This is a genomic window from Pseudoalteromonas sp. meg-B1 (assembly GCF_003173795.1).
GTDB lineage: Bacteria > Pseudomonadota > Gammaproteobacteria > Enterobacterales > Alteromonadaceae > Pseudoalteromonas > Pseudoalteromonas undina.
Genome location: NZ_QGQU01000005.1, coordinates 104920 through 124890, shown reverse-complemented (window position 1 = coordinate 124890; position 19971 = coordinate 104920). Strand labels below are relative to the sequence as shown.

The following is a 19971-nucleotide window of genomic DNA, read 5'->3' as shown; positions in this document are numbered from 1 at the left end:
CACCGCCGTATACTTTTGCAAGTACGTTAGTGATTGCTGCAGTTAGTGTAGTTTTACCGTGGTCAACGTGGCCGATTGTACCAACGTTTACGTGCGGTTTTACGCGTTCAAACTTTTCTTTTGCCATCTTAAAAAATTCCTAATAAAGAAATTAAAGCCTGACTCAGTATTGAGCCAGACAAGCTAAAATCATATAACAGCGCGAGCTGAAATTATTGTATCTGCAACCTGCTTAGAGGCTTCAGCGTACTTCAAAAACTCCATAGAGTATGAGGCACGGCCCTGTGTTGCAGATCGTAAAGCAGTCGCATAACCGAACATTTCAGATAGTGGTACCACAGCATTAATTTGCTTAAGGCCACCAAGTGCATCTTCCATGCCTTCGATCATGCCGCGACGACGGTTTAGGTCGCCAACTACATCACCCATGTTTGCTTCAGGAGTGAGTACTTCAACCTTCATTACTGGTTCTAAAAGTGCAGGGTTTGCATCTAGCGCACCTTGCCTCATAGCCAGTGAACCTGCTATTTTAAATGCCATTTCATTCGAATCCACATCATGGAATGAACCATCATATAAAGTCGCTTTAACACCAAGTAATGGGTAGCCTGCCAGTACACCTTGAGCCATTTGCTCTTGGATACCTTTGTCTACCGCAGGGATGTATTCTTTCGGCACTGAGCCACCTACGGTTTCGTTTACGAACTCGTAAATTGGGGCTTCATCATCCGAAATATCCATCGGTTCAAGTTTAAGCCAGACGTGACCATATTGACCACGACCACCTGATTGACGTACAAACTTTCCTTCAACTTCAACAGTTGAACGAATAGCTTCTCGGTATGCAACCTGCGGCTTACCAACGTTACATTCAACACTGAATTCACGTTTCATACGGTCGACAATGATATCAAGGTGAAGTTCACCCATGCCAGAGATAATAGTCTGGCCTGATTCTTCGTCAGTTTGTACGCGGAAAGATGGATCTTCTGCAGCTAGTTTTCCTAGCGCGATACCCATTTTATCCTGGTCAGCGATTGTGCGAGGCTCAACCGCAACAGAGATAACTGGTTCTGGGAACTCCATACGCTCAAGCGTAATAATAGAGTTCGGATCACACAGTGTTTCACCTGTTGTTACGTCTTTGAGACCAATAGCCGCCGCGATGTCGCCTGCGTGGACTTCTTTGATCTCTTCACGTGAGTTTGAATGCATCTGAACGATACGACCAAGACGCTCACGCTTACTTTTTACTGGGTTATATACCGCGTCACCCTGTTTAACAGTACCAGAGTAAACACGGAAAAAGGTTAAAGTGCCAACAAACGGGTCTGTTGCAATCTTGAATGCAAGAGCAGCAAACGGCGCTTTATCATCAGCAGGACGCTCTTCCTCAGTACCATTTTCTAAGATACCTTGGATTTGTTTCACTTGTGTTGGTGATGGCATATATTCAACAACGCAATCAAGCACAGCTTGAACACCTTTGTTTTTAAATGCACTACCACACGTCATGGGAACAATTTCGTTCGCTAATGTGCGTTGACGCAAAGCATTTTTAATTTCTGCTTCGCTTAACTCTTCACCTTCTAAGTATTTATCCATTAGTTCTTCAGTAGCTTCAGCAGCGCTTTCAACTAAGTGAGAGCGCCATTCTTCGGCTAGTTCCTGAAGTTCTGCCGGTATTGCCTCATAAGAGAAAGTCATACCCTGGTCTTTATCATTCCAGTTAATGGCTTTCATTTTAATAAGGTCAATAACACCTTTAAAGTCGTCTTCAGCGCCAATAGGCAGCTGGACTGGAACAGGCGTTGCTCCAAGACGAGATTTCACCTGGCTTACAACCGTTAAGAAGTCAGCGCCCGTGCGATCCATTTTATTTACGAAGATCATTCTCGGAACTTCGTACTTGTTCGCTTGACGCCAAACTGTCTCAGTTTGCGGCTGTACACCCGATGAAGCACAAAGAACAACTACCGCACCATCTAGTACACGTAAAGAACGCTCTACTTCGATAGTGAAATCTACGTGCCCTGGGGTATCAATAATATTGATGCGATGGTCGTCAAATTGAGCGTCCATCCCTTTCCAGAAACACGTTGTTGCAGCAGAAGTGATTGTGATACCACGCTCTTGTTCCTGCTCCATCCAATCCATAGTTGCAGCGCCATCATGCACTTCACCGATCTTATGAGAAAGACCTGTGTAGAACAGAACACGTTCTGTTGTGGTGGTTTTTCCTGCATCTACGTGAGCACAAATACCGATATTGCGGTAACGCTCAAGTGGAGTTGTACGTGCCATAAAATCCTCTTAAAGGTTAAGGACAGATTACCAACGGTAATGAGCGAATGCTTTATTCGCTTCAGCCATACGGTGAACGTCTTCACGTTTCTTAACCGCAGTGCCTTTGTTATCAGCAGCGTCAACGATTTCTTGAGCTAAACGTAAGCCCATAGATTTTTCGCCACGCTTACGTGCAGCGTCTACTAACCAACGCATACCTAATGCGTTGCGACGTACTGGACGTACTTCAACTGGTACTTGATAAGTTGAACCACCAACACGGCGAGATTTAACCTCTACCTGTGGACGGATGTTATCAAGTGCAGTTTCAAAGATTTCTAGGTGCGACTTGCCTGATTTCTCAGCAGCCACGTCTAGCGCACCATAAACGATTTTTTCAGCAGTAGATTTCTTGCCGTCTAACATTACGATGTTAACGAATTTTGCAAGAAGTTCCGATCCGAACTTAGGATCTGGAAGAATTTTACGTTGACCTATTACGCGTCTTCTAGGCATTTTGTATCTCCGGTTTATTCAGGTTTGTCCTTTTGGAACAATAACCCAAAACAATAATTAATAATATTTAGTGCTTGGCCTTACTAACGGAATACAATTAGCCTTTAGGGCGTTTTGCACCGTATTTAGAACGAGCTTGACGACGGTCGCTTACGCCTGCACAGTCAAGTGCACCACGTACAGTGTGGAAACGCACACCTGGTAAATCTTTAACACGACCACCACGGATTAGGATTACACTGTGCTCTTGAAGGTTATGACCTTCACCACCGATGTATGAAGTTACTTCGAAACCGTTAGTTAAACGTACACGAGCTACTTTACGTAACGCCGAGTTTGGTTTCTTAGGTGTAGTTGTATATACGCGAGTACATACACCACGCTTTTGCGGACACGCTTTAAGCGCAGCTGAGTTACTTTTAGTAACCTTGCTACGACGTGGCTTACGCACTAGCTGGTTAATAGTTGCCATTTAAATAGCTCCTGAAATTAAAATTACTACTGAAAAAAATAAAAAATCCGCCCTTGTTTTACGAGCATGTATTAAACGTGCAAGTAAATGGGTGGCGGAATTTTAATGAGCAAAGATTGACCTGTCAACCTAAACCGCTCGCAAGGCAGTAGATAACTACCTTGCTAAACTCTAATCTATTGATTAGATTCGGTTTATTGATTTCCAGATAAATCCGCGTTTAAGGCATCAGTCAGTGCTTGAGTCGCCTCTTCTGCACTTACCGTTTGCTCTTCAACAACGTCTTTTTGCTTACGACGAGCCATACGATCTTGATGATACGCAAAACCGGTACCGGCTGGGATCAATCGACCCACAATTACGTTTTCTTTCAGACCGCGTAACTCATCGCTCTTACCATTTACAGCGGCTTCTGTTAGGACACGAGTTGTCTCCTGGAACGAGGCTGCTGAGATGAAAGATTCTGTCGCTAGTGATGCTTTAGTGATACCCATTAACTGGATTTCAAACTTAGCTGGGATCTTACCTTGAGCTTCAAGGTCGCGGTTTGCGATATTAACGCGTGCCACTTCAATTTGCTCACCGGCTAAGAACTCAGTATCACCACCGTCTAGAATGATACATTTACGTAGCATTTGACGAATAATAGTTTCAATGTGCTTATCATTGATCTTAACGCCCTGCAAACGGTAAACCTCTTGCACTTCGTTAACAATGTAGTTAGCAACATGAGTCACACCACGTAGGCGTAAGATGTCATGCGGTGACTCTGGACCATCGGCGATAACTTCACCTTTAGACACTTGCTCACCTTCAAACACGTTAAGTTGACGCCACTTAGGAATCATTTCTTCGTAATGATCGCCTTCAGCTGGAGTAATAACTAAACGTTTCTTACCTTTAGTCTCTTTACCGAAGCTAATCGTACCGGTGATTTCAGCTAAGATAGCTGGATCTTTCGGCTTACGCGCTTCAAATAAGTCGGCTACGCGTGGTAGACCACCCGTGATATCACGAGTTTTCGAACCTTCTTGCGGAATACGTGCTAATACGTCACCTGGGTTTGCAGTCGCGCCGTCTGTTACTTCAATCGTAGTGAATGAAGGAAGACGTGTTTCTTGCAAGCCACGCTCATCACTTTCAATGATAAGTTTCGGCTCTTTCGCATTCGCTTTAGCAAGATCTTTAACAACTACACGAGTTAAACCCGTTAGTTCGTCAGTCTGTGCTTCAGTATTTGAATCATCGATATCGCTGAACGATACTTTTGATTTATGCTCAAGAACGATTGGGTGACTATGCGGGTCCCAAGTAGCAACAATGTCGTTACCTTGAACTTCTGCATTGTCTTGCACTGTTAATACCGCACCGTAAGGTACTTTATAACGCTCTTTCTCACGACCATAGCTATCAATGATAGTGATTTCTGTAGAACGTGAGGTAATAACAATCTTACCGTCTGTATTTAATACATACTTAGCGTTGTGAAGTTTTAATGTACCGTTAGTTTTAACTTGTACATTATTCTCAGCAGACGCTCTTGATGCCGCACCACCGATGTGGAATGTACGCATCGTAAGCTGTGTACCCGGCTCACCGATTGATTGTGCCGCGATAACACCTACTGATTCACCCGCGTTGATGATATGACCACGTGCTAGGTCACGACCATAACACTTAGCACAAACACCAAAGTCGTTATCACAGGTGATAACTGAACGTACACGAACTTCATCAACTGAGTGCTCTTCTAAAAGGTCACACAGTTTTTCGTCAAGCATGATGTTACGTTCTACAAGTACTGTATTAGTACCAGGGATAACAACAGGCTCAGCAACAACACGACCTAGTACACGTTCGCGAAGTGCTTCTACAACGTCACCACCTTCAATAAGCGGTTTCATTGTTAAGCCATCTTCTGTGCCACAATCGTCTTCATTGATTACCAAATCTTGTGCAACGTCTACTAGACGACGCGTTAGGTAACCCGAGTTCGCTGTTTTCAGTGCTGTATCGGCAAGACCTTTACGCGCACCGTGCGTTGAGATGAAGTACTGAAGTACGTTTAGACCTTCACGGAAGTTAGCCGTGATTGGCGTCTCGATGATTGAACCATCTGGACGTGCCATTAGACCACGCATACCTGCTAGCTGACGGATCTGAGCGGCACTACCACGAGCACCTGAGTCGGCCATCATAAACACTGAGTTAAATGACGGTTGCTCTTCTTCTTCACCTTGCGCATTCACTACGGTGTCTTTTGACAAGTTAGCCATCATTTCACGTGATAAGTTCTCATTTACACGTGACCAAATATCGATAACTTTGTTGTACTTTTCACCAGCCGTTACAAGACCTGATTGGAATTGTTGGTTGATTTCAGTTACTTCAGCTTCTGCTGCTTCAATGATTGATGCTTTAACTGGTGGGATAACTAAGTCATCGATACCAATTGAAACACCTGACTTCATTGCGTAGTGGAAACCGGTGTACATAACTTGGTCAGCAAACACAACTGTGTCTTTTAAACCAAGACGACGGTAACACTCATTTAATAAGCTAGAAATTTGCTTTTTACCTAGAGCTTGGTTGATTGACTCAAACGGCATACCTTTAGGTAAAATAAGAGACAGAATTGCACGACCCACTGTAGTATCAATGATAGTAATTGTATCTTCTACAACACCATCTTCATTAGCTACTGATTGGCTAATACGTACTTTCACTTTTGCGTGAAGGTCGGCATTACCACTACGGTATGCTTTTTCTGCTTCTTTAGGATCTTTAAATACGGTGCCTTCGCCTTTGGCGTTAATGCGGTCACGCGTCATGTAATAAAGACCTAATACAACGTCCTGTGAAGGAACGATGATTGGCTCACCATTAGCAGGCGATAAGATGTTGTTTGTAGACATCATTAACGCACGAGCTTCTAGCTGCGCTTCAATTGTTAGCGGTACGTGTACCGCCATTTGGTCACCATCGAAGTCGGCGTTGTAAGCCGCACATACTAATGGATGCAAATGAATCGCTTTACCTTCGATAAGCACAGGTTCAAACGCTTGGATACCCAAACGGTGAAGTGTCGGTGCACGGTTAAGTAATACTGGATGTTCACGAATTACTTCGTCTAGTACATCCCATACTTCCGCTACTTCACGCTCAACCATCTTTTTAGCTGCTTTGATTGTCGTAGCCATGCCACGACGTTCTAATTTGCCATAGATGAATGGTTTGAAAAGCTCTAATGCCATCTTCTTAGGAAGACCACACTGATGAAGCTTAAGTGTAGGACCAACCGTGATTACAGAACGGCCAGAATAATCTACACGCTTACCAAGTAAGTTCTGACGGAAACGACCTTGCTTACCTTTGATCATATCAGCAAGCGATTTAAGTGGACGTTTGTTAGAACCTGTAATTGCACGACCACGACGACCGTTATCAAGTAGCGCATCAACCGCTTCTTGTAACATACGTTTTTCGTTGCGTACGATAATATCTGGTGCAGCTAAATCTAGTAGACGCTTAAGACGGTTATTACGGTTAATAACACGACGGTAAAGGTCATTTAGATCAGATGTCGCAAAGCGGCCACCGTCTAGTGGTACTAATGGACGTAAGTCAGGTGGCAATACTGGAAGTACTGTCATGATCATCCACTCAGGGTTATTACCTGATTGGTGGAACGATTCCATTAACTTAAGACGTTTAGTGATCTTTTTACGCTTAGTTTCAGAGTTAATTGTTGGTAACTCTTCACGCATCTCTGCAATTAATTGAGCAAGATCGAGTTCACGAAGCAAGTCTAATACTGCTTCAGCACCCATCTTCGCTTCAAACTCATCGCCGTGCTCTTCAAGTGCATCTAGGTATTCTTCTTCACCTAATAGCTGACCACGCTCAAGCGTTGTCATACCAGGCTCAGTTACTACGAATGATTCGAAGTAAAGAACACGTTCAATATCACGAAGCGTCATATCAAGCATTAAGCCGATACGTGACGGTAATGATTTTAAAAACCATATATGCGCAACTGGACTTGCCAGTTCTATATGACCCATACGGTCACGACGCACTTTAGTGAGTGTTACTTCAACGCCACACTTTTCACAGATCACACCACGGTGTTTAAGGCGTTTATATTTACCACATAAACACTCATAATCTTTCACTGGGCCGAAAATACGGGCACAGAATAAGCCATCGCGCTCAGGCTTGAAAGTACGGTAGTTAATAGTCTCAGGTTTCTTTACTTCACCGTATGACCATGAACGAACCATGTCTGGTGAAGCAAGACCAATGCGAATTGCATCGAATTCTTCGGTCTTATTTTGTTGCTTCAGAAACTTAAGTAAGTCTTTCACCTTAGCTCTCCTGTCGGAGTTAATCTTGAGGACGGATGTTCTCGTCCCTACATTCTATTCAGCCATAACAGATGCTGCAGCGTTAACTGCAGCATCTAATTGGCTTAATTTTCTTCCAACTCGATGTTGATACCCAGTGAGCGGATTTCTTTCAACAATACGTTGAACGATTCTGGCATACCTGGTTCCATTTTATGGTTACCATCAACGATGTTTTTATACATCTTAGTACGACCGTTCACGTCATCCGATTTCACTGTTAGCATTTCTTGTAGAGTGTAAGCAGCACCGTAAGCTTCAAGTGCCCATACTTCCATCTCACCAAAACGCTGGCCACCGAACTGTGCTTTACCACCCAGCGGCTGCTGAGTAACAAGGCTGTAAGAACCAGTAGAACGCGCGTGCATCTTATCGTCAACCAAGTGGTTAAGTTTAAGCATGTACATGTAACCTACAGTTACTTGACGTTCAAACTGATCGCCAGTACGGCCATCATAAAGTGTAACCTGACCACTTCTAGGGTAGCCGCCTAGCTCTAGCATGTCTTTGATTTCGTCTTCTTTCGCGCCATCAAATGCAGGAGTAGCAATCGGTAAACCACCTTTCAAGTTTTCAGCTAAACGACGAATTTCGTCATCAGAGAAACTAGCGATATCCACAACCTGACGAGATTCACCGATCTCATAAGCTTGTTTGATGAATTCACGTAGCTCATGAAGCTCGCGTTGCTCTTTCATCATTTCTTCTAAGCGCTCACCAATACCGCGTGCAGCTAGACCCATATGCGTTTCAAGGATCTGACCGATGTTCATTCGCGATGGTACACCTAGTGGATTTAGTACGATATCTACCGTACGACCTTTGTCATCGTATGGCATATCTTCTACTGGTACGATAGTCGAGATAACACCTTTGTTACCGTGACGACCCGCCATTTTATCACCCGGTTGGATACGACGTTTAACAGCTAAGTATACTTTAACAATTTTAAGTACACCTGGTGCTAAGTCATCACCTTGAGTAATTTTACGACGTTTGTTTTCAAACTTCTTATCGTATTCAGCTTTAAGCTCATCGTACTGTGCAGCTAGTTGCTCAAGTTCAGCTTGCTTGTCTTCTTCAGCAAGGCTTTGAGTTAGTAACTTTTCAGCATTCAGTGACGCTAAGTTGTCTTCATCGAAGCCAGCTGCCACAAGTAACTTGCGAGCACGCTCTAAAACACCAGCTTCTAGAATACGGAACTCTTCGTTGAAGTCTTTCTTCGCTTCGCGAAGCTGCATGTCTTCAACTTCTAACGCACGCTTATCTTTTTCTACACCATCACGGGTGAAAACTTGTACGTCGATTACAGTACCAGTTACAGAGTTAGGTACACGTAAAGAGCTGTCTTTAACGTCAGACGCTTTTTCACCGAAGATAGCACGTAGTAGCTTCTCTTCTGGTGTTAATTGCGTTTCGCCTTTCGGAGTCACTTTACCTACTAGGATATCGCCGCCTTTAACTTCAGCACCAATATATACAACGCCTGATTCATCAAGCTTGCCTAGTGCAGATTCACCCACGTTCGGGATATCTGCTGTGATCTCTTCTGAGCCTAATTTAGTATCACGGGCGATACACTGTAGTTCTTGAATGTGGATAGTCGTTAGACGATCTTCTTCAACTACGCGCTCTGATAGTAAGATTGAATCCTCGAAGTTGTAACCGTTCCATGGCATGAATGCCACGCGAAGGTTTTGACCAAGGGCTAAGTCACCTAAGTCAGTCGAAGGACCATCTGCTAACACATCGCCACGAGTAACCGGTTCACCAACCATACAAGTCGGCTTTTGGTTAATACATGTATTTTGGTTAGAACGTGTGTACTTGGTTAAGTTGTAGATGTCGATGCCCGCTTCACCAGGGATGCGTTCTTCTTCATGTACATTAACAACGATGCGACTTGCGTCGGCATACATTACTTCACCACCACGTTTAGCAACAATCGTTACACCAGAATCTTTTGCTAGTGTTAACTCAATACCTGTACCTACTAACGGTTTGTCCGCTTTCAATGTTGGTACTGCTTGACGTTGCATGTTTGAACCCATCAATGCACGGTTAGCATCATCGTGTTCTAGGAACGGGATAAGTGCTGCCGCTACAGAGATCACCTGTTGTGGTGATACATCCATATATTGCTGGTCCATGCGACCCATAAAGGTTGATTCACCTTTGTGACGACATGGAATAAGTTCATCTACAAACTCATTGGTTTCCGTTAAGTTTGAGTTCGCCTGTGCGATAACAAACTGACCTTCCTCAATGGCTGATAGGTAATCAACTTCATCAGTTACTACACCGTCTACCACTTTGCGGTAAGGTGTTTCTAAGAAACCGTAGTCATTGGTACGTGCATACGTAGACAATGAGTTAATTAGACCGATGTTTGGACCCTCAGGAGTCTCGATTGGACATACGCGACCGTAGTGAGTTACGTGAACGTCACGTACTTCAAAGCCAGCGCGTTCACGAGTTAGACCGCCCGGACCTAATGCAGAAATACGACGCTTATGCGTTACTTCTGATAGCGGGTTATTTTGGTCCATAAACTGTGATAACTGAGACGAGCCGAAGAACTCTTTAACCGCTGCCGAAATAGGCTTAGCGTTAATAAGATCTTGTGGCATTACCGCATCAAGGTCACCTAAGCTTAAACGCTCACGTACAGCACGTTCTACACGTACTAAACCTACACGGAATTGATTCTCAGCCATTTCGCCAACACTACGTATACGACGGTTGCCTAAGTGGTCTATATCATCAACATCGCCAACACCGTTACGAATAGCAATCAATACTTTCATAACCGCTACGATGTCTTCTTTGCTTAATGTGCCAGGGCCTGTGTCTGAATCGTAACCAACACGGCTATTGAACTTCATACGACCTACTGTTGATAAGTCATAGCGTTCTTCTGAGAAGAATAAGTTCTCAAATAAGGCTTCAGCCGCGTCTTTCGTCGGTGGCTCGCCTGGGCGCATCATGCGATAAATTTCTACTAGTGCTTCTAAACGGTTGCTTGACGAGTCAATATTCAACGTATTTGACATGTAAGCGCCGCTGTCCACTTCATTGATGTATAGTGTATCAATGGTCGTGTGACCGGCTTTAACCAATTCAGCCATCATTTCAAGCGTTAGCTCGTCATTTGCAGTAGCAATGATTTCACCTGTTGACTCATCAACATAGTTCTTCGCTAATACACGGCCAATGATGTACTCATGTGGTACTTCTAATTGCTTAATGCCTTTTTTCTCGATGCTCTTGATGTGACGAGCCGTAACACGACGACCGCTTTCAACAAGGACTTCACCGTCTTCGCTCTTGATATCAAAAGCGGCAGTTTCACCACGTAAACGTGAAGGCACAAGTTCCATAAGAACTTTACCGTCAGCGATTTCAAACGCAGTAGTATCGAAGAAGATATCTAGGATTTCTTCACTCGTGTACTCAAGTGCACGTAAGATGATAGACGCCGGTAATTTACGACGACGGTCAATACGTACATATAAGTTATCTTTTGCATCAAATTCGAAGTCTAACCATGAACCACGGTAAGGAATTACACGTGCGTTATAAAGCACTTTACCTGACGAGTGAGTTTTACCGCGGTCGTTATCAAAGAATACACCAGGGCTACGGTGTAGCTGAGAAACGATAACACGCTCTGTACCATTGATTACAAAAGTACCGGTATCGGTCATGAGCGGAATTTCGCCCATGTAAACTTCTTGCTCTTTAATGTCTTTAACTGTGCCTGGAGCTTCTTTGTCCATTACTACAAGACGCAGTTTCACGCGAAGTGGAGCAGAATAAGTCACACCGCGAATTTGACATTCTTTTACATCGAATACTGGCTCACCAATACGATAACTTACGTATTGAAGCTCAGAATTTCCCGAGTAGCTTTTAATTGGGAACACAGAACGGAAGGCAGCTTCCAAACCATGATCGCCATCAGCGTCCGGGACTAAGAATTTTTTAAACGATTCTAACTGCGTCGACAGTAAGAAAGGTATATCCAAAACTTGTGGACGTTTACCAAAATCCTTACGGATACGTTTCTTTTCAGAATAAGAGTAAGCCATGGGGTTCCTCAGCTTGCTGATCTTTGACCCGACCTGTTCTTGTAAGAACAGACTTAACTGGCATCTATGCCAAGATGTACAACATTAACTGTTGTTCCAACTTAATCCCACCTCAACACTAGCAAACTATAAAGCGTTGAAATTAAAGAATAAATCAGATTTTATTTGCGCTATAAGAATAGTCGCTCTATAGCGCAAAAAGGCCGGTGATTAAATAATCACCAGCCCTTGCCTGATTTCTCAGGCAGCGAACCTAGCAAAAGCTAGATTACTTAACCTCAACTTCAGCACCAGCTTCTGTAAGGTCTTTAGCAAGAGCTTCAGCTTCTTCCTTAGAGATACCTTCTTTAACTGGAGTTGGAGCAGCTTCAACTAGAGCTTTAGCTTCTTTTAAGCCAAGACCAGTTGCGCCACGTACAGCTTTGATTGCCGCAACTTTATTAGCGCCAGCGCCAGTAAGGATTACGTCAAATTCTGTTTTCTCTTCAGCAGCTTCAGCAGCAGGACCTGCTACCATAGCAGCTGCAGCAGTTACGCCGAATTTTTCTTCCATTGCTTCAACTAGAGCAACAACGTCCATTACTGACATTTCAGCAATTGCGTCAAGGATTTGGTCTTTAGTTACAGACATTACAAATTTCCTAATAATTAACGGACTCTAAGGTCCAAATAAATTTACACCGAAAGGGATTAAACAGCTTAAAATTAAGCAGCTTGCTCTTCTTTCTGTACACGTACTGCTTCAATTGTTTTACACAATTTACCAGCAGACGCTTCTTTCATAGCGCTCATTAAGCGTGCAACAGCTTCGTCGTATGTAGGTAGAGTTGCAAGCATAGCTGCATCTACTACATTACCTTCAAAAGCGGCCGTTTTAAGCTCAAATTTCTCATTCTTTTTCGCGAAGTCTGAAAAGATACGCGCAGCAGCACCTGGGTGCTCTGATGAGAAAGCGATTAAGCTTGGACCAACAAATGAATCAGATAGGCATTCAAAGTCTGTTCCTTCAAGAGCACGTTTAGCTAGAGTGTTACGGACAACTTTCATCCAAACACCCGCTTCGCGAGCTTCTTTACGAAGGGCAGTGATTGCACCAACTGTTACACCACGAGAATCTGCAACTACTGCAGATAGAGCACCAGTGGCTGCTTCGTTGACTTCAGCAACAATTGCCTTTTTGCCTTGAAGATTTAAAGCCATGGGTGTTACTCCTGGTTTAATGGGTTACCGTACATCGGCTTCCCTGTTTTACTCTTCCCCACCAATAAAGGTGGAGATGCTTTTTACGGCGAGAGCCAGAAGATTAGGAAAAATCTATCTGGGGATTCACACCGTCTACGTAGGAAAATTAAGGCCTAAACCCCCTACGGTCTTGGACGGAAGCCCAATTTATCGCGTTGCCCGAAGGCGCTTCGAAATTATGGACTTCAACCCGAATTCTTTACTTTGCGATTAACTAAATTAATCAGCAAAATGGCGCAAAATTATAGTACAAATTTCACGCCATGTAAACACTCAATTAAGCAACAACTGTGCTTAAAGTGCCTTGGTCAACAGAAACACCTGCGCCCATTGTTGTAGAGATAGTTACTTTCTTCAAGTAAACACCTTTAGCTTGAGAAGGTTTAGCCTTCTTAAGCGCAACAATTAGAGCTTCAAGGTTTTGTTGTAACTGCTCAGCAGTGAAATCAACCTTACCAATAGTAGTATGGATGATACCATTTTTGTCATTGCGGTAACGCACTTGACCTGCTTTCGCATTTTTAACTGCTTCTGCAACGTTAGGTGTTACAGTACCAGTTTTAGGATTTGGCATTAGACCACGTGGGCCTAAGATTTGACCTAGTTGACCAACAACACGCATAGCGTCTGGTGATGCAACAACAACGTCAAAATTCATCTCGCCTTTCTTAACTAGTTCAGCAAGATCTTCCATGCCTACTAATTCAGCACCGGCTTCTTTTGCAGCTTCTGCATTAGCGCCTTGAGTGAATACAGCAACACGAACGTCACGACCAGTACCGTTAGGTAGTACAGTAGCACCACGAACGTTTTGATCAGATTTACGAGCATCGATACCAAGGTTAACAGCAACGTCAACACTTTCTACGAATTTAGCTGTCGCTAGTTCTTTTAAAAGAGCAACTGCTTCGTTAATTTCGTAATCTTTAGTTACTTCCACTTTTTCGCGGATAGTACGCATACGTTTAGTTAATTTAGCCATTATCTTAGTCCTCTACGTTCAAGCCCATCGCACGCGCAGAACCTGCGATAGTGCGAACCGCAGCTTCTAAATCAGAAGCTGTAAGGTCTGGTTTCTTTGTCTCAACGATTTCTTCAAGTTGAGCACGAGTTACTGTGCCTACTTTTTCAGTGTTAGGACGGCCTGAACCAGATTTGATACCTGCAGCTTTCTTAAGTAAGTAAGCAGCCGGTGGCGTTTTCATGTCGAACGTAAATGAACGGTCGCCGTAAACAGAGATCACTACAGGAACTGGAGCGCCTTTTTCGATAGATTCTGTACGTGCGTTGAACGCTTTACAGAATTCCATGATGTTTACACCGTGTTGACCTAGTGCTGGACCTACTGGAGGACTAGGGTTAGCCATACCAGCAGCAACTTGTAGCTTGATTAGAGCTTCAACTTTCTTAGCCATTATAAATACCTCATTAGGTGGGTCTTAGCCTTGTGCGCGCGAGGACGCGTACTCTAGCGGCTTCCCAGTTTAAAAATTGGTTTCTCACTTTCTGCAAACAGTTAAACAAACGTTTTCCCTGAATACAAAAAGGCCGCTGATTATAAGTTAATCAGCGGCCTTTTTCAAGCTTCGTGCCAAAAATTTAAAAGTTTTTAACGCGACGCTTTAAATCAATTACTTATCTTGTTCAACTTGACCAAATTCAAGTTCAACTGGCGTAGAACGACCAAAAATAAGTACCGACACTTTAACGCGGCTCTTTTCGTAGTCAACTTCTTCAACCACACCACTAAAGTCTGCAAATGGACCATCAGTAACACGAACCACTTCACCCGGCTCAAATAATGTTGCTGGTTTAGGCGCTTCTGCGTTCTCTTGTAGACGGTTAAGAATACGATCAGCTTCTTTGGTGCTAATAGGTGCTGGACGGTCTGATGTGCCACCAATAAAGCCCATAACACGTTCAGTGCTATTTACTAAGTGCCAACTTGCATCATTCATATCCATTTGTACTAGTACGTAACCTGGGAAGAATTTACGCTCAGATTTACGCTTTTGACCAGCACGCATCTCTACGACTTCTTCAGTAGGAACTAATACTTCACCAAAGCTATCTTCTAGACCTTTGATTTTAATATGCTCTAATAATGTTTGAGCAACACGCTTCTCATAACCTGAGAAAGCCTGTACTACGTACCAACGTAGTTTCTTTTCGTTATTCTCATCCGACATGGGATCAGATCTCCAATCCAGTTAAAAAGCCTACAGCGCGGAATAAAATGCCATCTAATCCCCAAAGGATTAATGCCATAATCACTGTTGCAACCATTACAATTAATGTCGTGTGCGTTGTTTCTTGACGCGTCGGCCAAACTACCTTGCGTACTTCGATACGCGCTTCTTTTGCAAAAGCAAGGAATGTACGTCCCTTGAAAGTTTGCGAAGCAATAGCTAAACCCGCAGCTATCGCAACCACAACGCCAATAGCACGTAGTAATACAGACTGATCTGCAAACATATGGTTACCAACGACTGCGCCTGCAAGTAGCGCAATTGCTACTAACCACTTTACTGACTCCATCCCACTCGATGGTGTTTCTATATTCGTGCTCATAATATTATTACCTTAACTACAGACACAACAACCCTGCACGTCGACAGGGTTAATCCATTAAAATCTAAACTTAAAAACAAGCTTACTTAAACCGATTTTTAGTTCTAGACTTTACTCACTTTGTAAAAAATTGGCAGGGGCGGAGAGATTCGAACTCCCAACCGTCGGTTTTGGAGACCGCTGTTCTACCAATTGGAACTACGCCCCTGCAAAGTGGATGCCTATTATACTTACGCAATTCATTAACACAAGAGTAAAAAGATACCCATAACTTAAAATCTCACTGACGGCTGTAAAAATCAAACTTAACATTATTAAAAAAGCAGTTTATGATTGTTTCAATTTTAGGAATACTGTTCGCACAAGGAAGCCAGTGCCTTTACTTCAAACCCTATTCAAAACCCTCATTTTAAGTATTTTTTGCTTGTTTCATAGCATGCTTATTGCCCGCCCTATTCACTTAGATACATATTCGAGTGAGCAAGGATTATCGCAAAACTCGATTACATGCAGCATCACTGATGAGCAAGGGTTTCATTGGTTTGCCACACAAGGCGGTCTTAATCGCTTTGATGGTTATGAGTTTAAACGCTTCAAGTCTCACCCTACTGAGGCTAGTATTTCAGGAAACTGGGTCACCGATTGCCTTGCTGGCGGCCCTCATGCTATCTGGTTTTCTACAGCCAGTAATGGTTTAAACTTACTTGATACTCAAACCGGTCAATTTAAGGTTTTTAATACGCAAACTGAGTTGGCGATTACTGATAACCGTATATGGTCACTGGCGTCAGATAACCTAAATAATATTTGGTTAGGCCATGAACATGGAAAGTTAACACGATTAAATATAGTCAATAATGAAGTTGAGTCATTTAGCTATAATAGCCCCGAGCAAGCTAATACCGTAATACAAGATATCGTAATAGATGCTCAACAGAATATCTGGTTAGCGACCAACGAGGGATTAATTAAATTTAACCCAGAGCTAAAAACGTTTAAACACATAGCAAAGAGCCATAAGAATTTATGGCGGTTACACTTAAATACACAAGGGCAGCTATTACTAGCAAGCAAACAAGGCCTTAGCCTATTTATTCCAACAACAGAGGCTTTTGCGGAGTTTGCTCAATTTACAGATGTATGGATCACCGATATATTAATTGACGACACCGATACCATGTGGCTGACAAGTTATGGAAAAGGTTTATTTTATAAAACAGAGCAAAGTACATCTAAAAATAACTTTGAGCACATACCGCACAATAAACAGCAACTAAATGGGCTTGCTAATGATTACCTATTGTCAGTCTATCAAGATCAGTTCGGTATCATTTGGATTGGTACTGATGGCTATGGCTTGCAACGTTATGATAAAAAGCAAAATCAATTTTCGCATCAACAGCATTTGAGCGATGATGAGACTACCATTAGTCATAATTTTGTTCGCGCTCTACTTAAAGATTCACAAGGTCAGTTATGGGTTGGTACGCGTGATGGCTTAAACAAACAAACCGACACTGGCTTTAAGCGCTATAAAGTTAACTCAAAATTGCAAAGCGGCCTTACTAATAATAATGTATTTAGCCTGCATGAAGATAACCAACAGCGACTTTGGATTGGTACCTATGGCGGTGGGTTACTGCAATACAATCCAGCTGAAGATAATTTTATTGCCTATACAACGCAAAGTCATCAACTTAGCAGCGATCGTGTTTATGCGATAACGAGCGATCCTAAAGGAAATTTATGGCTAGGTAGCAACCAAGGTTTAACACGCTTTAATCCCGACACTTTAGAGGTTCAACATTACAAGCACGACGATTCAACTAATAGTCTTGCTAACAATACCGTATTTACTCTGCTTTTTGATCAAAATACAAACGGATTGTGGGTCGGGACGCGTGCAGGTTTAAATTATCTAAGCATGGCCGATGAATCATTTACCCATTACCCCGCAAATAACGAACCGAAAACTGGTTTAAGCCATAATATGGTCACTTCCTTGCACCTGCAAAATAACGATACTTTATGGGTTGGTACCTTTGGTGGTTTAAACCGCCTTGATAAAAAAACACAAAAGATCACTTATATTACCGAACATAATGGATTACTGAACGATAATATTTTTGCTATTAAAGATGATAGTAAAGGCCACTTATGGGTAAGCAGTAACCAAGGGCTCACTCGCTATAATCCCACGAATCAAGCTATGCAGCATTTTTTACCTCGTGACGGCGTGCAGCATAATTCGTTTATTTTAGGTGCCGCTTTTCAAGCAGCTGATGGCGAGCTATTTTTTGGCGGTATCAATGGCTTTAATCAGTTTTACCCTAGTAAACTGCTATTGAGTACTGCAGCCCCAACCCCAGTGTTAACTGAGCTATTAATTTATAACCAAGCCAGTTCAACAAAAAACTATCTAACAGATCAAAAACAGCCAGCAAAACTAATAAATCATACTAAAAAACTCTCTTTTCCAACTAGCCAAGGGGTCATTGGCTTTAAATATTCCGCCGTTAATAATGCCTCATCTGCTAATCAATACCAGTATGCTTACAAGCTAAGTGGTTTAGATAAGCAATTTATCTATACCGATGCAAGCCAACGACAAGTTAACTATTCGCAGCTAAGTGCAGGTAATTATCAATTACAATTAAAAGTAAGCGATCAATACGGGCAATGGAGCAAAGTTCACACTATGCTAAAGCTGACAGTAACGCCTCCTTGGTGGCAAACGAAATTGGCGTATGCGGCTTACCTTATAATAGTTTTGATTATTACATGGTTAATTTTAGCGTCACGCTATCGAGCTAAAACCGCAGAGCAACTCATTCAACAAGAAAGAAAGCTTACTCAACTAAAGACCCAATTTTTAGATAATATTAGCCATGAACTTAAAACGCCATTAAGCTTAATTTTAGCGCCAGTAGAAAACTTACAACAGCAACAACTCGGTGCTCAAGCACAACATCAAGTTTCTATAATTAAGCGTAACGGGCTCCGCCTACTTAATTTAATTAATGAGCTATTACAGCTCAGTCAGCGCCCAAGTGCGACTATAGAATATGTATCCGCTTATTCTATAAGCCCTTTTATAGAACAAATAGTAGACGACTTCGCTATTTTGTTTGCTCAAAAAAATATTAGTTTTTCCTTTAAAGACACCACGCAACAGCCTAATTATATAAATTTAGAAACTAAACATGCTTTATCTATTTTTGATAACTTATTGACCAATGCACTTAAATACACTCCATCAAATGAAAGCGTTAATCTAACACTCTCTAACACAAACAATAATGTTGTTATAACGGTATCTGATACTGGTATTGGTATCGAAGAACACCAGCAAGCGCTTATTTTTGAACGTTTTACTCGTGTTGCAACACACAACCAAACAGGCAGTGGTATAGGTCTCGCGCTGGTTAAGCAGCTTGTAGAGCAATACGGTGGGCAAATTTCATTAGTTAGTAAAATCAACAAGGGAAGTTGCTTCACAGTCACTTTGCCACTGTGTGAATCAAGTAACTTATTAACGGATAAACAATTATCGTCCTCTCAAACTATGCCGCTAAAAAACAACAAAAAGCTACTCATTGTTGAAGATAACGTGGAAATGCGTGAGTTACTGGTTTCACTGTTTAGTGATGACTATACCTGTCTGAGCGCTAATAATGGAGAAGAAGGGCTTTTGCTGTGCCAAACTCAAATGCCCGATGTGGTGCTCAGTGACGTGATGATGCCAACGATGGATGGATATCAACTTCTAAGCGCTATTCGCTCAGACATTTCGATAAACCATATTCCTGTTTTATTACTCTCTGCCAAAGCAGACAGTAATAGCCGTATAAAAGGGCTTGATTTACTGGCCGATGACTACCTGTGTAAACCCTTTGAAGCATCATTATTAAAGAGTCGGATTCATGGCTTATTAGGTATTCGTGATGCGTTAAATAAACACTTAGTTAAACAGTTATCAGCTCAAGTACATGCTGTAACCTTAGATGCGCAAATAGAGCAAAATAAAGATTACACATTTACAGAACGCTTAAAAACAATCTTGCGCGAAAATTATCAAAATGAACTGTTTAGCGTCGAAGAGTTTGCCAGCGCAATGTGTTTGAGCCCTCGCGCACTACAATTAAAAATGAAAGCTCTTTTTGACGTTACACCCAGTGATTACATTCGCAATACCCGTCTAGAATATGCAGCAAAATTATTAGCTGATAGCGACTTAACTATAGGTTTAGTTGCAGATAACACCGGCTTTAGTTCTCAAAGTTACTTTGCTCGTTGCTTTAAAGCCAAATATACAGTGACACCTAAACAATATAGAGAAGCACAAACATGTAAAAGTCATTAGCTTCGCATCTGTACTCAAAGCTTT

Annotated in this window: 13 protein-coding genes and 1 tRNA gene; 1 reads left to right on the top strand and 13 read right to left on the bottom strand. The window is 42.4% G+C overall.

Annotation, left to right across the window (positions count from 1 at the left end; genetic code table 11):
• The 13 genes from DK924_RS16595 to DK924_RS16535 form a co-directional block, all read right to left on the bottom strand.
• Positions 1 to 127, bottom strand: a 127-nt coding sequence (locus tag DK924_RS16595) for a GTP-binding protein (RefSeq protein ID WP_033023824.1), incomplete at its 3' end; no start/stop codon positions are given.
• 62 nt (positions 128 to 189) lie between these two features.
• Positions 190 to 2304 carry an elongation factor G gene (gene fusA, locus DK924_RS16590; protein ID WP_010392137.1) on the bottom strand — a complete coding sequence of 705 codons (2115 nt, stop codon included), beginning with the start codon at positions 2302 to 2304 and terminating at the stop codon, positions 190 to 192.
• 27 nt (positions 2305 to 2331) lie between these two features.
• Positions 2332 to 2802 (bottom strand): 30S ribosomal protein S7, encoded by a 471-nt coding sequence (gene rpsG, locus DK924_RS16585; protein WP_010392135.1) that lies wholly within the window; start codon positions 2800 to 2802, stop codon positions 2332 to 2334.
• Positions 2803 to 2899: 97 nt separating this feature from the next.
• Positions 2900 to 3274: a 30S ribosomal protein S12 gene (rpsL, locus tag DK924_RS16580; RefSeq protein ID WP_002958885.1), complete on the bottom strand. Its 375-nt coding sequence runs from the start codon at positions 3272 to 3274 to the stop codon at positions 2900 to 2902.
• Between the two features lie 194 nt (positions 3275 to 3468).
• Positions 3469 to 7641 carry a DNA-directed RNA polymerase subunit beta' gene (gene rpoC / locus DK924_RS16575; RefSeq protein ID WP_054202751.1) on the bottom strand — a complete coding sequence of 1391 codons (4173 nt, stop codon included), beginning with the start codon at positions 7639 to 7641 and terminating at the stop codon, positions 3469 to 3471.
• Positions 7642 to 7745: 104 nt separating this feature from the next.
• Positions 7746 to 11771 (bottom strand): DNA-directed RNA polymerase subunit beta, encoded by a 4026-nt coding sequence (rpoB, locus tag DK924_RS16570; protein ID WP_010392125.1) that lies wholly within the window; start codon positions 11769 to 11771, stop codon positions 7746 to 7748.
• Between the two features lie 268 nt (positions 11772 to 12039).
• Positions 12040 to 12402: a 50S ribosomal protein L7/L12 gene (rplL, locus tag DK924_RS16565; protein ID WP_008108465.1), complete on the bottom strand. Its 363-nt coding sequence runs from the start codon at positions 12400 to 12402 to the stop codon at positions 12040 to 12042.
• Positions 12403 to 12476: 74 nt separating this feature from the next.
• The gene (rplJ, locus tag DK924_RS16560; protein ID WP_008108464.1) at positions 12477 to 12971 is read right to left on the bottom strand and encodes a 50S ribosomal protein L10; all 495 of its coding nucleotides are present in this window, start codon (positions 12969 to 12971) and stop codon (positions 12477 to 12479) included.
• Positions 12972 to 13290: 319 nt separating this feature from the next.
• Positions 13291 to 13995, bottom strand: coding sequence for a 50S ribosomal protein L1 (gene rplA / locus DK924_RS16555; protein ID WP_008108463.1), 705 nt, complete (start codon positions 13993 to 13995; stop codon positions 13291 to 13293).
• A 4-nt stretch (positions 13996 to 13999) separates the two neighbouring features.
• The gene (rplK, locus tag DK924_RS16550; RefSeq protein WP_008108462.1) at positions 14000 to 14428 is read right to left on the bottom strand and encodes a 50S ribosomal protein L11; all 429 of its coding nucleotides are present in this window, start codon (positions 14426 to 14428) and stop codon (positions 14000 to 14002) included.
• A 216-nt stretch (positions 14429 to 14644) separates the two neighbouring features.
• Positions 14645 to 15202, bottom strand: a complete 558-nt coding sequence (gene nusG, locus DK924_RS16545; RefSeq protein ID WP_008108460.1) for a transcription termination/antitermination protein NusG — start codon at positions 15200 to 15202, stop codon at positions 14645 to 14647.
• Between the two features lie 4 nt (positions 15203 to 15206).
• Positions 15207 to 15584 (bottom strand): preprotein translocase subunit SecE, encoded by a 378-nt coding sequence (gene secE, locus DK924_RS16540; RefSeq protein WP_054202752.1) that lies wholly within the window; start codon positions 15582 to 15584, stop codon positions 15207 to 15209.
• Between the two features lie 131 nt (positions 15585 to 15715).
• Positions 15716 to 15792 (bottom strand) — tRNA-Trp (locus tag DK924_RS16535).
• A gap of 165 nt (positions 15793 to 15957) precedes the next feature.
• On the opposite strand from DK924_RS16535, the gene DK924_RS16530 reads away from it, so the two are divergent.
• The gene (locus DK924_RS16530) at positions 15958 to 19947 is read left to right on the top strand and encodes a two-component regulator propeller domain-containing protein (RefSeq protein ID WP_109875700.1); all 3990 of its coding nucleotides are present in this window, start codon (positions 15958 to 15960) and stop codon (positions 19945 to 19947) included.
• Positions 19948 to 19971 lie beyond the last annotated feature (24 nt).